The sequence below is a fragment of the Methanolobus sp. WCC4 genome, from assembly GCF_038022665.1.
Classification (GTDB): domain Archaea; phylum Halobacteriota; class Methanosarcinia; order Methanosarcinales; family Methanosarcinaceae; genus Methanolobus.
Genome location: NZ_CP150629.1, coordinates 733,551 through 746,778 on the forward strand (window position 1 = coordinate 733,551; position 13,228 = coordinate 746,778).

At 47.0% G+C, this 13,228-nt stretch carries 12 protein-coding genes; 8 read left to right on the forward strand and 4 right to left on the reverse strand.

Going from position 1 to position 13,228, the window contains the following annotated elements:
- Window positions 1–6 precede the first annotated feature (6 nt).
- A complete protein-coding gene (locus V7O63_RS03675) occupies window positions 7–837 on the reverse strand; it encodes a CbbQ/NirQ/NorQ/GpvN family protein (protein WP_340820171.1) in 831 nt (276 codons plus the stop codon).
- Window positions 838–1,101: 264 nt separating this feature from the next.
- Window positions 1,102–1,407 carry a hypothetical protein gene (locus tag V7O63_RS03680; protein WP_340820172.1) on the reverse strand — a complete coding sequence of 102 codons (306 nt, stop codon included), beginning with the start codon at window positions 1,405–1,407 and terminating at the stop codon, window positions 1,102–1,104.
- 179 nt (window positions 1,408–1,586) lie between these two features.
- Here V7O63_RS03680 and V7O63_RS03685 point away from each other — a divergent pair, with 179 nt between their 5' ends.
- Both V7O63_RS03685 and V7O63_RS03690 read left to right on the forward strand, forming a co-directional pair.
- Window positions 1,587–3,512, forward strand: coding sequence for a VIT domain-containing protein (locus tag V7O63_RS03685; RefSeq protein ID WP_340820173.1), 1,926 nt, complete (start codon window positions 1,587–1,589; stop codon window positions 3,510–3,512).
- A 430-nt stretch (window positions 3,513–3,942) separates the two neighbouring features.
- The gene (locus V7O63_RS03690) at window positions 3,943–4,251 is read left to right on the forward strand and encodes a metal-sulfur cluster assembly factor (RefSeq protein ID WP_340820174.1); all 309 of its coding nucleotides are present in this window, start codon (window positions 3,943–3,945) and stop codon (window positions 4,249–4,251) included.
- An 87-nt stretch (window positions 4,252–4,338) separates the two neighbouring features.
- Here V7O63_RS03690 and V7O63_RS03695 read toward each other — a convergent pair whose 3' ends face one another.
- A complete protein-coding gene (locus tag V7O63_RS03695; RefSeq protein WP_340820175.1) occupies window positions 4,339–4,797 on the reverse strand; it encodes a PGF-CTERM sorting domain-containing protein in 459 nt (152 codons plus the stop codon).
- Between the two features lie 218 nt (window positions 4,798–5,015).
- Window positions 5,016–6,149 carry a Glu/Leu/Phe/Val dehydrogenase gene (locus tag V7O63_RS03700; protein WP_340820176.1) on the reverse strand — a complete coding sequence of 378 codons (1,134 nt, stop codon included), beginning with the start codon at window positions 6,147–6,149 and terminating at the stop codon, window positions 5,016–5,018.
- A gap of 189 nt (window positions 6,150–6,338) precedes the next feature.
- Between V7O63_RS03700 and V7O63_RS03705 the strand changes: the two genes are divergently transcribed.
- From V7O63_RS03705 to V7O63_RS03730, 6 genes are read left to right on the forward strand one after another with little or no spacing between them, the layout of a single operon-like run.
- Complete coding sequence (locus V7O63_RS03705; RefSeq protein WP_340820177.1) at window positions 6,339–7,253, forward strand: 2-oxoacid:acceptor oxidoreductase family protein; 915 nt, start codon at window positions 6,339–6,341, stop codon at window positions 7,251–7,253.
- Window positions 7,250–8,467: a hypothetical protein gene (locus V7O63_RS03710; protein WP_340820178.1), complete on the forward strand. Its 1,218-nt coding sequence runs from the start codon at window positions 7,250–7,252 to the stop codon at window positions 8,465–8,467. The genes V7O63_RS03705 and V7O63_RS03710 overlap by 4 nt, the downstream gene beginning before the upstream one ends.
- A gap of 2 nt (window positions 8,468–8,469) precedes the next feature.
- On the forward strand, window positions 8,470–9,387 hold the full coding sequence (locus tag V7O63_RS03715; protein WP_340820179.1) for a thiamine pyrophosphate-dependent enzyme: 918 nt from the start codon (window positions 8,470–8,472) through the stop codon (window positions 9,385–9,387).
- Window positions 9,353–10,732, forward strand: a complete 1,380-nt coding sequence (locus tag V7O63_RS03720; RefSeq protein WP_340820180.1) for an acetate--CoA ligase family protein — start codon at window positions 9,353–9,355, stop codon at window positions 10,730–10,732. Before V7O63_RS03715 ends, V7O63_RS03720 begins: the two co-directional genes overlap by 35 nt.
- Window positions 10,733–10,745: 13 nt before the next feature.
- The gene (locus V7O63_RS03725) at window positions 10,746–11,453 is read left to right on the forward strand and encodes an acetate--CoA ligase family protein (RefSeq protein ID WP_340820181.1); all 708 of its coding nucleotides are present in this window, start codon (window positions 10,746–10,748) and stop codon (window positions 11,451–11,453) included.
- Window positions 11,454–11,497: 44 nt separating this feature from the next.
- Complete coding sequence (locus V7O63_RS03730) at window positions 11,498–13,171, forward strand: AMP-binding protein (RefSeq protein WP_340820182.1); 1,674 nt, start codon at window positions 11,498–11,500, stop codon at window positions 13,169–13,171.
- Window positions 13,172–13,228 lie beyond the last annotated feature (57 nt).

Sequence of the window (13,228 nt, forward strand, 5' to 3'; positions counted from 1 at the left end):
GCAGTTTCACTCCATTATGGCCGCGATGATCTCGTCTATACTCTTCTGAAGGTCAGGATTGTCTGTTATCGGTTTTGCCATGGCTATCCGGCAGGCTTCCTTTGGCTCGATGCCCTCTTGAATGAGCTTTCCGGCGTAGATAAGCAGACGTGTGCTGACTCCCTCCTCGAGTCCGTGGTGTTTGAAGTTCCTGATGCTCTGGCCTATCTCAACAAGCCGGGTGGCTGTAGTCTCATCTACCTGACTCTCGTGTGCGACGATCTGCTTTTCCAGTTCGGCAGGAGGATAATCAAAATCAATGGCAACGAATCTCTGTCTGGTGCTCTGTTTCATGTCCTTGACGATGCTCTGGTATCCGGGGTTGTATGAGACCGAGAGCATGAACTCCTCCGGTGCCTTAACGACTATCCCGAGCTTGTCGATGGGTATGATACGCCTGTCATCAGTGAGAGGATGAATGACGACTATGGTGTCCTTCCTGGCTTCCACGACCTCATCGAGGTAACAGATAGCTCCGGCCCTGACCGCCTTTGTGAGAGGTCCGTCACTCCACTCTACATTATCTCCTTTTATCAGGAAACGTCCCACAAGGTCCGTTGCCGTAAGGTCCTCGTGGCAGGCAATGGTTATCAGAGGACGCTGTAATTTCCATGCCATGTATTCCATGAAACGTGTCTTACCACATCCTGTAGGCCCTTTGAGGTTGACCGGAAGCATGTTCCTGTAAGCGGCTGTGAATATCTCCACTTCGTTGCCTACCGGTACGTAATAAGGCTCTTCTGTTATCAGATATTCATCCACCGGCAGTTCCTCGGATAAAGCGCATTTCATTGCCATAGCTACTCCTCTTATGATAGTAATCTATTCTTTTTTAGTTTAAATGTGCTGTGCAGGGGACATTGGTCCATTCTCCGGGCATGAATGGATATGAGGGTCGAGGTGTGCACTTTGTTTTAAAAATGGATGTGGTATTTAGGTGGTATTTATATGGTGGTTGGGGGTGGTTGGGTGCACACCTCACAAACCACTATTATTGGCCTGCTAATATAAGTTCATTTTGATTAAGATGATCCGTGTTTTAGGTCTATGATCCCGGTTAAGCTACTTTTTTTTGATCATATCGCTGATACTCTGCATAGTAAGCTTTTCTTTTGAAGAAGTTGAATCTGTGAACGATCCTATAGTTCCTGTAAGGATGCCGGATATTATTCCTAAATGTATCCAGTTCATCCCAATAAAAGATATTATCACTAAAACGAGTACTATCAGCGAAAAAAGACCCGTCATCATCCCTTCTTTGATGCTCCTAGATCTGGAATAATGAATGAGGAAAGCTATGAAGAATGCAAGTAAAGGTGGGAGTATGAACAATTCAAAAAGGTCATAGGTAGTAGGCACATCTGTCATTTTCTAAAACCGATGAATTATTTAACATCAACTACTTAAATTTAATTAACGGACACAGTGTTTTTAATAATATGTGAATTGGTCAACAATATTATTTTGAGTTGCGGCCACAACACTTTTTATACTCAATGTATAACATCATAAAGTACTGAGAATTCCAGTTGGGATAAGTGGTTATCATGGATTTTAAAAAAAGCTCTGCAAGGGCTATGGTTCTATTGCTTTTATTCTTAGCATGTGTATCGTTGATGATGCCTTCCATGGCACAATCGAATATAGGGTCCGACTATATGGACATAGATATCAGGATCCACGATGGTTATGCAATAACCACCGTTGAGGAAAAACTTGACAACACGGGTAATACTTCTGTAACGGATAAGTTCCAGTTCCTGATTCCTGAGGGCGCTTTCATGTCGGCGTTCTCCATCACTATAGATGGAGTGGAGTATCAGGCCGACATCCTCGAGACTGAAGAGGCTGAGCAGAGATTCGCAGAGGCTGTATCAAGCGGAAGGACGGCCGGTCTGCTGGAAACAAGGGATACCGAACTGTTCTCCTATTCACTGAACTTCGAGGCGAACCAGAGCATCATTGTTAAACTCACCTACGAGCAGGCTCTTTCAAGGACCATGGACGAGTATGAGTACTTACAATATCTTCAGAGCAATCATGTAGTGGAAGACCTGAGCGTTACCGTGGATATCAGTTCATCCACAGATGTCCTTAGTGTTGAGACACCGGGACTTGAGACAGATATCTCCTATCCATCCACCGACACTGCAAAGGTGGAATACACTTCAGAAGGCATGCCGGGTTCGGATATGACCGTTGTCTTCGAAACAGAGAACACTGACATGGACGGTGAGATGCTGTTCTATGAGATAGATGGAACAGGATATTTCATGCATATATTCTCACCAACTGCAGAAGAGCTGGGAACGTCCCCGCTTAACAAGGACATCATCTTTGTGGTCGATAAGTCCGGTTCCATGTATGGTTTAAAGATGGAGCAGGTAAAGGAAGCATTCTCCAGCATCATAGCCGAACTGCCTGAAGGTGACCGTTTCAATATCGTGTTCTTTGATTCAGATTCCATGCCATATAGTGCGGAGATCCTTATGGCAAACGAGGACAATAAGGCTCAGGCAGTAGCAGAAGTTCTTGTCACAGAGGCAGGTGGTGGTACAAACATCAACTATGTGTTGATCGAAGCACTTGGTATGTTCTATAATGAAAGCGAGAATGTTCCAATCGTGGTGTTCCTCACGGATGGTGAACCGACAGGAGGCGTCACTTCCACTGCGGTGATAAGGCAGAACGTGCTGGAAGCAAATGATGTGGATGCGGCTATATTCTCCATAGCTTTTGGTGATGAATACAGTTACGATTTCAATTTCCTGCAGGCCCTGAGTCTGGAGAACAAAGGTATAGCGGTCTATTTCGAGGAGAATTCCGAGGCATCGGCTGGTATCAGTGACTTCTATGAGACCATTTCAACACCACTTGTAACGGACCTCATGTTCACCTATGATGGAGGCCGCAATGTGATTCTCACAGGAAAGGACCATCTTTTCGTGGGATCAGAGGCAATCATCCTTGGTAATTATGAGATGGGTACATCAACTGTTACTGCAAGGGCAGATGGTAACACAAGGGACGGGGTTTATGATTCAGAGAATGTGTTCTCTGTCCTGACATCCGATTCAAATGACTTCATCCCGCGTCTCTGGGCCTACAACACCATCAGGGACAAACTCGACATGATGAAGGTCGAAGGCGAGACTGAAGAACTGGTCTCTGAAGTGACCGCTCTCTCACTTGAATACGGTTTTGTCACTCCATATACATCTTTCTTCGTGGAGATCCCACAGCCGGAAGAACCGGAAGAAGATGTGTCTGATTCTGCGGAGTATGCCGAGGAAACAGCGATGGATGTATATCCGGCAGAAGAAATGGTTGTGGAAGAGGAGATGCCCATAGAGGAGCCTGAGGAAGAAGCGATGGAAGAATATGCAGAAGAGGAATCTCCCGGATTCGGTCTGATGCTTGCTCTTTCCATGTTCGGACTTGCTATGCTTGCTTTCAGGAACAGGAAAGAATAGAACAATTCTGTCTGAAATGTTGGGAGCCTCTGTGGCTTCCATTTTATCTTTTTCTCTTACTTTTTTGCAGACCTCAGGAAAGATGGTTCCTGTTTTCACAAAGAAAGCTGCCACTAAATGGTGACCGGTATGCTTCTATCCTGATATCTGAAAATTATCATTTGAGATTCATGTATCCTGCAGCCAACCCCATGAAAAGTATCATTGCTACATACAGTAAAATTACAAGCATTATCCTCATGGTGCTTGAACTATTGTTATCATTCATATGTACCATATAAATGGAGGGTTGTGTTGTATATATATCTTGTCAATTTTTCTCGCCCTAAAATACAAGGAGGGTATCTAGTGCCACAAAAATCTTTATAGTTGCCGGACAGACCTTCTAATAGGGTTCGATCAGCAAATGATCTAACAGGGAGTGGAAACTATGGTCACAGAGGAAGAAGTAATGGACGTCCTGCGGGAGTGCTATGACCCTGAGATCCCCATCAACATAGTGGATCTGGGTTTTGTCAGAAGTATAGATATAGAAGATGAAAAAGTACGCATCAAACTCACCCTGACAACACCCGGATGTCCTATGCACGGTGCAATAGGTGATGATGTCAGGAAGAAGGTTCTGGGTATTGAGGGTGTAAAGGATGTTGAGGTAAAGTTCGTATTCGATACCCGGTGGACCCCGGATGAGATGTCCGATGAGGCAAAGAAGAGAATGGGTTTTGATGATAACCAATGACCAGAAGATATACTCATTTTGAGTTACTGTAAAAATAGAAGAAAGGTTGTTCCAGAAAGATACTGGAACTACATAGCATCTTTTAGTTTATCTTTTTCTTTTCAGGTATGCGACTGATACTATTCCTGCAATTGCAAAGACTATCTCAAATCCGGGAGCTTGACTCTCCGATGTTTCTTCGCTGACAGGTTCCTCTTCCATGTCCTCAGCTTCAGCCTCTTCTTCTTCCATCATTGTTTCAGGATAGTCATCAGGATCTCCAGGAGATGTCAGGGCATTGATCTCTTCTATGTTTGTAAACCCATCTTCATCTGAATCGTCATCCTCTATTGATGCAAGATCCAATCCACTTGCCAGTGCATCCATACCATAAGGTGTCAAAGCTGCTTCTCCATGACATATGCCACAAGAATCAAGTGCTGTGCCTTCTACACTGTAGGTTTGATTGAAGACACCCTGGGCATCGGTTGTTGCTGACGTGACAGTTATACCTGCTAAAGTTACCACTACTAACATTAATGAAATGCTTACTAGTCTATGTTTCATATTAGACCCCCATTATTTAACTATTAAACTTTTGCTCTTCTATTATTTATTCATTTGGTCATACAAACTTACTAAATACCTATACTTTTTTAACCAGAGAGAGTGACAGTATTGGTTTGTATTCTCTTTGTAGAATATCTCCATCGAGCCGTATTTTTACAAAAATATCAATATGACCTGTAATTAGCACGACTATCCGTATGCTGGAAGGGTCCTGGTCATACAAATCCGGGAGCTGATGAGAACAGGGACCATCGTCTGTAGGTCATAGCCTTTTTAACTCTCTTAACTGCAAGTTCCATTGCAACATCTCTGGGAACCATTCCGGTGCAAGCCACCCTTTCAAGTATTTCCCTGGTATTGCACCGTAGTTTCGCTTCTATTGTCTGGAATGCGGCTGCTTCACATGCTCCCTGATATTCCATGGCCGCACAGATCACACCACCGGCATTGGCAATGAAATCCGGGATGCACAGGACTCTTTTTTCGTGAAGGTATTTTTCGGCTTCATGAGTGATGGGAATGTTTGCTCCTTCTATCACCAGTTTGGTCTTGAGACGGTGCACATTATCCTCATCAATGATATCAGGTCTGGCTGCAGGGATCCATATCTCACATTCTATATCTATCACAGCCTCGATATCACGTACTTCAGCACCCGGGTAATCCACCACGCTCATGCCGTTCTCCTTCAAATGGATCAATTTATCGATATCAAATCCTTCCGGCTTGTAGGCAGTTCCCCTGGAATCGGCCACTCCTATCAGTATAGCACCTTTTTCTGAGAGGAAACGAGCCGCATGTTTTCCTACTGAACCAAAACCCTGGACCACCATCCTTGCACCTTCCATGCAAAAATCACAGTACTCGAGTGCAACCTCGGCCGCATGGCTCACTCCCCAGCCAGTAGCTCCTATCTCGTCAAGGGGAATGCCTCCTATTTCACGTGGCAACCCTACCGCTCTTCCTATCTCATCGTGTACACAGGCCATACACAGTTCATCGGTACCCATATCGGGACCGAAGATATATTCCTGTACATCACGCAAGGATGAGGCAAGGGCCCGAATAAGTCTCTCTTTGTTCTCCTGCGGCATTTTAGGGTCGCCGTAGATGACCGCTTTCCCGCCACCATGGGGCAATCCGGCCACTGCATTCTTCAGGGTCATGGCACGGGCCAGTCTGAAGCACTCCTCGGTACTCACATCCGGTGCCATACGCACGCCGCCTATGGAAGGACCTACAGCTACATTATCAACCACCAGGACAGCCTTTAGACCAACTGAAGGCTCGTAGACATGAATTACTTTAGCTGGTCCAAGTTCATCTGCAAATCTAAAGATATCTTCCATAGATAACCCCCTTCAATAAAACTTACTCCAATATTTATTATGTCTCTATGCATTAAAATTGCTTTTGTAGGGACCATTTATTCAAAAGAGAGGTCTGTATCCTCAATTGGTTCATTTGAATGATGATCGTTGCTTATGAGAAGCAGCATATTTATACTGGAGTGATCCATAAATTAATATGGGGAGATAATGCTCAAATTAAGATTCCATGGCAGGGGTGGCCAGGGAGCGAAGGTTGCCAGCCGTACGGTCGGAACAGCGGCATTTATGGAGGGATGTAATGTTCAGGATTTTCCTTTGTACGGTGCCGAAAGGAGAGGTGCACCTATCAGTGCCTTCACACGGATAGCCAGAGGACAGATCATGGAGAGGGGAGTTATCCCTGATCCGGATGTCATAATAGTAATGGACCATACACTTTTGTCTGATCCGCAGGCTGCACCTCTTTCCGGATCAAATAAAGGTGGTGTGGTATTCGTCAATACTCCAGAGAGTCCTGAACAGTTAAAAGCTGATTATGATATTGATGCTCTGGTCATAACCCTGGACTTAACAAAGATAGGTCTTGATATGGTGGGGAGCTCTATCCTCAGTACTCTTGCAGGAGCCGTGGCCTCAAGGATCATTGGGATCGGAGAGGATTCTCTTAAGGATGCTGTGGAGAAGGAATTATCCGGCATCATAGCAGACCGGGAGCTGCTGGAGAAGAATATAGAGGCTGCACTTTATTGTTTCAGGTCCCTGGAACCTGTTGAGATGAAAACACTTCAAAGTGAACATGGTAAAAGTACTGTTATAACCATGCCCTTTGAACGTGCAAGGATATCGAGCCCTGCTATAAATGCAGCTGCCAGCAGTATCTTAAAACAGACAGGGAACTGGAAGGTATTCAGGCCTTTCTGGGACTACGATGTCTGCAACAAGTGTATGATATGTGTATCAAGATGTCCTGAGGGCTGTATCTCATTGAATGAAGAGGGCTTCCCTTCTGTGGATAATGAACATTGCAAAGGCTGCCTGATATGTGTGGAGGAATGTCCTAAAAAGGCTATAAAGGCTGTCAGGGGTCCGGTTCCCGATCAGGTGGAGGTGACTGGGGAATGAAGAGAGAGATGCTTACCGGCAATGCTGCAGCAGCGTGGGGAGTCCGGCTGGCTGAGGTGGATTACGTTCCTGCTTTTCCGATAACCCCTCAGACGGAGATCATCGAGACCCTTTCCGGCTGGATATCAGACGGGGTAATGGATACAAGGTTCGTTACAATGGATTCTGAACATTCGATGATCACTGCTGCGGGAGCTGCTTCTGCCACAGGGGTGAGGGTCTTTACTGCCACATCCAGTCAGGGTCTGCTGTATGGTTTTGAAATGATATATACCGTGGCTGGCTGGAGGGTACCGCTGGTGCTGATCAATGTTTCCCGTGGTCTGTCTTCTCCTATTACACTGGGTCCGGATCACAATGATGTCCTTGCTACAAGGGACACAGGATTCCTTCAGATACATTGTGAGAACTGTCAGGAGGTTCTGGATTCAGTCCTTATGGCATACAGGATGGCCGAGGATGAAAGGGTACTCCTGCCTGTGATCGTGAATATGGACGGTTTTTACCTTTCCTTTACCAGGGAACCGGTAGAGATCCCGGATGTTGAAGAGGTCCGAAGGTTCCTGCCAGCTTACAACCCATCACATGCCTACTTTAAAGCAGGTCATCCCATGGCGCAGGGAGTGGCGGTTCTTGGAGGTGAGTACTATTCCTATTTCAAATACCAGATGCATCTGGCAAGCAAGAATGCACTGGATGTCTATAAGAAAACATGCAGGGAATTCGAGAAGGAATTTGGCCGTAAATACGATACTATCGAGGAATACAGGCTGGATGATGCGGAATACGTGCTTATCATGATCGATTCATTTTCCACTATGGGAAAAGCCGCTGTTGACAGGGCCAGAGAGCAGGGAATAAAGGCCGGACTCCTGAGGCCGAGACTCCTGAGGCCGTTCCCGGAGGAGGATATCAGGAAGGCACTGAATGGAAAGAGGAGTGTGGCTGTGATAGACCAGAATATCAGCATGGGAAAGGGGGGTATTCTTTATTCTGAGCTTGCCGGTTGCCTGTATAACGAGAAAAACAGGCCATTCCTGTTGTCTTTTATTGGAGGACTGGGAGGTAAGAACATAAGCCCGGAGGAATTCACCTTCATCTTCGACCAGCTGGTCCGGGGAGAAGAGGCTGAAGTAGAGACACCACACCTGCTGTATACAGAGCAGGAATGGGAAGGAATGCAAAAACTGAAAGATATCGCAGGAAAGGGGTAAGAATGAGCACTGAACCGATCAGGTCTGTGAAGGACCTTCCTCAGGAGGAGAATCTGTTTCCCGGTACGGCTGCATGTGCTGGTTGTGGAGGACTTCTTACTCTGAGACACTGTTTGAAGATGTTGGGTGAGAATGTTGTTATTGTCAATGCTGCAGGCTGTTTCACCCTGCTTTCCATCTATCCTTTCACCCCGTTCAGGAGTTCGTGGCTCTACACTGCAATGGCATGTGCTCCCGCAGGAGCCCAGGGTGTGAGGGATGCACTGGATATACTGCTGGAAAAGGGAAAAATAGACCCGGAGGATAACCTCAAAGTGGTAGTGTTGACGGGTGACGGAGCTGCCTATGATATGGGACTTTCTTCCACATCAGGTGCCATCTATCGTAACCTCGATTTCTATTATATCTGCTATGACAATGAAGCCTACGGGAATACAGGATTCCAGGAATCGGCATCCACTCCTTTTGCATCACGGACCAAGACCTCTCCCGCAGGAAAGGGGTCTGTAAAAAAGGACCTCTTCGGGATATGGAACAGTCATAAACCTCCCTATCTTGCCACAATTTCCCCGGCCTATCCTGTTGATCTGGCTAACAAGTTCAAAAAAGCAGAGCAGTATAAAGGTCCGAAGCTCTTTATATCCCTGATCCCCTGTCCACCGGGTTGGTCTACCGACCCTTCCCACACTTTCAAGCTTGCAAAACTGGCAGTTGAAACAGGGTTCTGGGCTTTGAAGGAATCTGTTTTCGGTGAGGTAGAACACACGTATGTTCCTGAGAGATTCAAACCGGTTGAGGAATACCTGAAAGAACAGGGCAGGTTCTCCCATCTCTTCAGTCCTGTGAGGAAGGAAGAGCAGTTAGGAAGGGTCCAGGAGATGGTGAATGAATACTGGGAAAGGTTTGGGATCCTTCTTTGATCCTCGATCCATTGCTATTATCGGAGCCTCTCCATCCCCGGAAAAAGCTTCCCATGTGATCCAGGAGAACCTTGGAAAGGCTGGTTATAATGGCACCATCTATCTGGTGAATCCGAAATATGAACATATAGATGGTATCAAATGCTACGGTTCGATCGCTGAGATAGGGGAGCAGATAGATGTGGCTGTATTCGTGCTTCCTGCATTGAAAGTTCTGGATATCCTAAAGGGACCTATTGACAATGTCCGTGGAGCTGTCATCGTAAGTTCAGGTTTCAGGGAAGTGGAAAATGGGGAGTTCCTTGAAGGGGAACTGAAAAGGGTTGTTGAGGAAAAAGGTATCAGGATAATAGGGCCGAACTGCCTGGGTATATATGATGCCATTCATGGGGTAGATACTTTCATGGTCCCTGCGAAGCATGTGAAGAGGCCAAAAAAGGGTGGTTTGTCGATACTTTCCCAGAGTGGTTCCTTTGCGGTCCTTATCATGGACGAGATGGCGACGGAAGGTATAGGTGTCGCGAGGATCGTGAGCTATGGGAATAAGGTCGATGTTGACGAGATAGATTGCCTTGATCATCTGGCAGAGGATAAGGATACCAGATATGTCCTGTTGTACATCGAATCGGTGGAAAAAGGAAGGGAATTCGTGGATGCAGCTTCCCGTTGTACGGCAAAGAAACCGGTGATTGCCATAAAGGTAGGCAGGGGCGAGGCAGGAATGCATGCCGCCAGGTCTCATACAGGGGCCATGGGCGGGAAATATGAGATATACAGGGCTGCTTTCAGGAAGGCAGGGATCATAGAGGTGGACGGATATGAGGGACTGAAGGATGCCTGCAGGGTTCTGGAGGCATATGAACCTGTGGATGGCAACAGGGTCCTGATCATAACAGATGGTGGTGGGATCGGGGTGAGCATGGCAGATGACTGTGAGGACTTTGGACTGGAGGTAAAAAGACTCACACAGCATTCAAAAGAACGTCTGAGTTCAAGGATCCCTGCATTCTCTGCAACGGATAATCCCATAGACCTGACCGCCAGTGCCAAGGATGAGGATTATCTCGCTGCCCTTGAAGAGGGTTTCATGGAAGGTTATGACCTTGCCATTGTAACGGTCCTCTGGGGTCCGCCAACACTCACTGCCGGGGTCATTGACAGGATAGATGAGGTTAGGACCAGATACGGGAAACCCGTGATCATATGCAGTCCGGGAGGGGAGTTCACAAGGAATATGTACGGATCGTTCGAGGAAAAGGGAATGCCGGTTTTCTCAACCCCCGAAGCTGCGGTAAGGGCTGCGGCTGTTCTGACCGGTCACGGGACTGTGCGGGATAAAAAGTGAGAGGAACGGGACCATGAGCATGGAAGAGGTCGACAGGATAATTGACAATGCCCTTAACGAGGGAAGGCATTCTCTGCTTGAAACAGAGGCCAGGGCTCTGATCAGCCATTGGGATATCCCTGTTCCCGGCTCGGTTCTTATAACAGGGTCCGAAATTCCAGAGTTCAGCATGGCTGGGTTCGACCCGCCTTTCGTACTCAAGGTGATATCGAGGGACATCCTTCATAAAACAGAAGTAAAGGGTGTGATAACGGGTCTCAGGGACAGGGATGATGTAATGAATGCCCTCATCCGCATGAAAAGGGACCTTGAGGAGAATGCCCCGCAGGCAAGGATAGAAGGCTTCCTTCTGGAGGAGTTCGTCCCCCGGGGAGTTGAGGTGATCATTGGGGGGATGAGGGATCCTCAGTTCGGTCCTGTGGTCATGTTCGGTACGGGGGGGATCATGGTAGAACTGATGAAGGATGTGAGTTTCAGGCTTGCACCTCTGGATAAGGGTGAAGCCATGGCAATGATGGAGGATGTGAGGGGCTATCCTCTCCTGACAGGATACCGGGGTTCAAAGCCGGTGGATAGGGAAATGCTTGCGTCTGTGATAGTAAAACTCTCTGATATCATAACGAAGATAGAAGTGATCCGGGAAATTGAGATCAATCCGCTTTTTGCTTATGAGGATGGGGTAATGGCAGTGGATGCCAGAGTCATATTAGAAGAAAGGTGAAGATGTGGGTTCTGTTGAGGGCTACACATTCAGGGGTGTGTGAAATGGGAAACGAGACAAATGTATTCGATTATGAAGAGGAGAGGGCTAATTTCAACTGGGATATTCCGGCTGACTATAATTTTGTTGATGTTATCAGAAAATGGGCAAAGGACCGAACAAAGCTTCTGGCGATAATTGAACATCCTGATGAGGAGGTTGAAAAGGCCACATACCGTGAGGTATGGGACGATGCCATGAGGTTCGGGAACATCCTCAGGGATTCAGGTATCCATAAAGGTGACAGGGTAATGATATTATTCCCCAGGGGATTGGATGTGTATATTGCGAGTATCGGTATATGGGCAATAGGGGCTGTCGTCGTTCCGGGAACGGTAATGCTCAGGAGGGATGATATAGAATACAGGCTCCTGAACGCCGGGATAAAAGCGCTGGTCACGAACGATATGATGGTGGCTGATGAGATGGATTCTATAAAGGATAAGGTTCCAGATGTCAGGCTTTTCTTTTCAAGTTATATGGCGGGTTGGAGTGATTACCGCTGCGAAATGGATTCGGCATCAAGAAGCCTGGACCGCGAAGAACTTATTGCCAGTGACCTTCTTGCTATCAACTATACATCGGGTACGACGGGTGCACCAAAAGGTGTGTTGCATACCCATTCACAGATGTATTGTTTTGAAAGGCTTAACAGGCATTACTGGTGGAACACCCGGCCTTACGAACTCTGCTGGGCCACCACTGAGCCTGGATGGGCAAAATGGTACTGGGCTCCGTTTGGAGCGATCCTGAATGGTGGTGCCACCAATTTCCATTACACTGGCAGGTTCGAGCCTGAGAAATGGTTCGAGCTGCTTGATAAATGGAGGGTGAACAGGGCGTGTATGACCGCAACGGAACTCAGGGCCATGGCAGCGATCGATGGTGCGGACAGGAGATACGATCTGGAAGAACTGAAAGTGATTCTGACCGCCGGGGAACCATGCACACCCGGGATCATCAGGTATTTCGATGAGAAGTTCGGATCGGATGTAAGGGAAGGTTACGGGCAAACGGAGACCTGTGTAATTGCCTGCACTCTGCCGGGAATGGAGATAAGACCTGGTTCAATGGGCCGGTTCACACCCGGAGTAAGGGGTGCTATCGTGGACCCGGATACCGGGGAAGAAGTGCCTGCCGGCAGTGTGGGAGTGATTGCTGTTGAAAAGGACCACCCCATGCTTTTCAAAGGATATCATGGTCAGCCTGAAAGGACAGCTGAATGTTTTATCGGCAACTGGTATCTGACAGGAGACCTTGCAACGATGGATGAGGACGGGTACATATGGTTCGATTCCAGGGCTGATGATGTCTGTATTAGTTCGGGGTACAGGATCGGTCCTTTCGAGGTTGAGAGTGCGGTGAATTCTCATGAGGCGGTTCTCGAATCATCGATGATCCCCAGTCCCGAACCGTTAAGAGGTGAGGTTGTTAAGGTTCTTGTCGTCCTGAAGGAAGGATACGAGCCATCAGAGGAACTCGTTCATGATATCCAGCAGCATGTCAAAGATATAACCGCCCCTTACAAGTATCCCCGGGAAATCGAATTTGTCAGTGAGTTACCAAAGACCATCAGTGGTAAGATCAAACGTAAAGAGCTCAGGACCATGGAGTTCGAGAAGAAAAGGGATGTAATTGAGAAGCTGAAGGAAAAGGGACTCTGGGAAAGGGTAGATTGAGAGCATTAGCTTCACAAAACAAACAATCATGTAATCCACATTACTAATAAATAGGTG

What these genes read in the sequence shown, in the direction of transcription:
- V7O63_RS03690 (WP_340820174.1), top strand. Translation starts at nt 3,943, where the DNA reads ATGGTCACAGAGGAAGAAGTAATGGACGTCCTGCGGGAGTGCTATGAC.
- V7O63_RS03695 (WP_340820175.1), bottom strand. Translation starts at nt 4,797, where the DNA reads ATGAAACATAGACTAGTAAGCATTTCATTAATGTTAGTAGTGGTAACT.
- V7O63_RS03710 (WP_340820178.1), top strand. Translation starts at nt 7,250, where the DNA reads ATGAAGAGAGAGATGCTTACCGGCAATGCTGCAGCAGCGTGGGGAGTC.
- V7O63_RS03685 (WP_340820173.1), top strand. Translation starts at nt 1,587, where the DNA reads ATGGATTTTAAAAAAAGCTCTGCAAGGGCTATGGTTCTATTGCTTTTA.
- V7O63_RS03730 (WP_340820182.1), top strand. Translation starts at nt 11,498, where the DNA reads ATGGGAAACGAGACAAATGTATTCGATTATGAAGAGGAGAGGGCTAAT.
- V7O63_RS03705 (WP_340820177.1), top strand. Translation starts at nt 6,339, where the DNA reads ATGCTCAAATTAAGATTCCATGGCAGGGGTGGCCAGGGAGCGAAGGTT.
- V7O63_RS03675 (WP_340820171.1), bottom strand. Translation starts at nt 837, where the DNA reads ATGGCAATGAAATGCGCTTTATCCGAGGAACTGCCGGTGGATGAATAT.
- V7O63_RS03720 (WP_340820180.1), top strand. Translation starts at nt 9,353, where the DNA reads ATGAATACTGGGAAAGGTTTGGGATCCTTCTTTGATCCTCGATCCATT.
- V7O63_RS03725 (WP_340820181.1), top strand. Translation starts at nt 10,746, where the DNA reads ATGAGCATGGAAGAGGTCGACAGGATAATTGACAATGCCCTTAACGAG.
- V7O63_RS03680 (WP_340820172.1), bottom strand. Translation starts at nt 1,407, where the DNA reads ATGACAGATGTGCCTACTACCTATGACCTTTTTGAATTGTTCATACTC.
- V7O63_RS03715 (WP_340820179.1), top strand. Translation starts at nt 8,470, where the DNA reads ATGAGCACTGAACCGATCAGGTCTGTGAAGGACCTTCCTCAGGAGGAG.
- V7O63_RS03700 (WP_340820176.1), bottom strand. Translation starts at nt 6,149, where the DNA reads ATGGAAGATATCTTTAGATTTGCAGATGAACTTGGACCAGCTAAAGTA.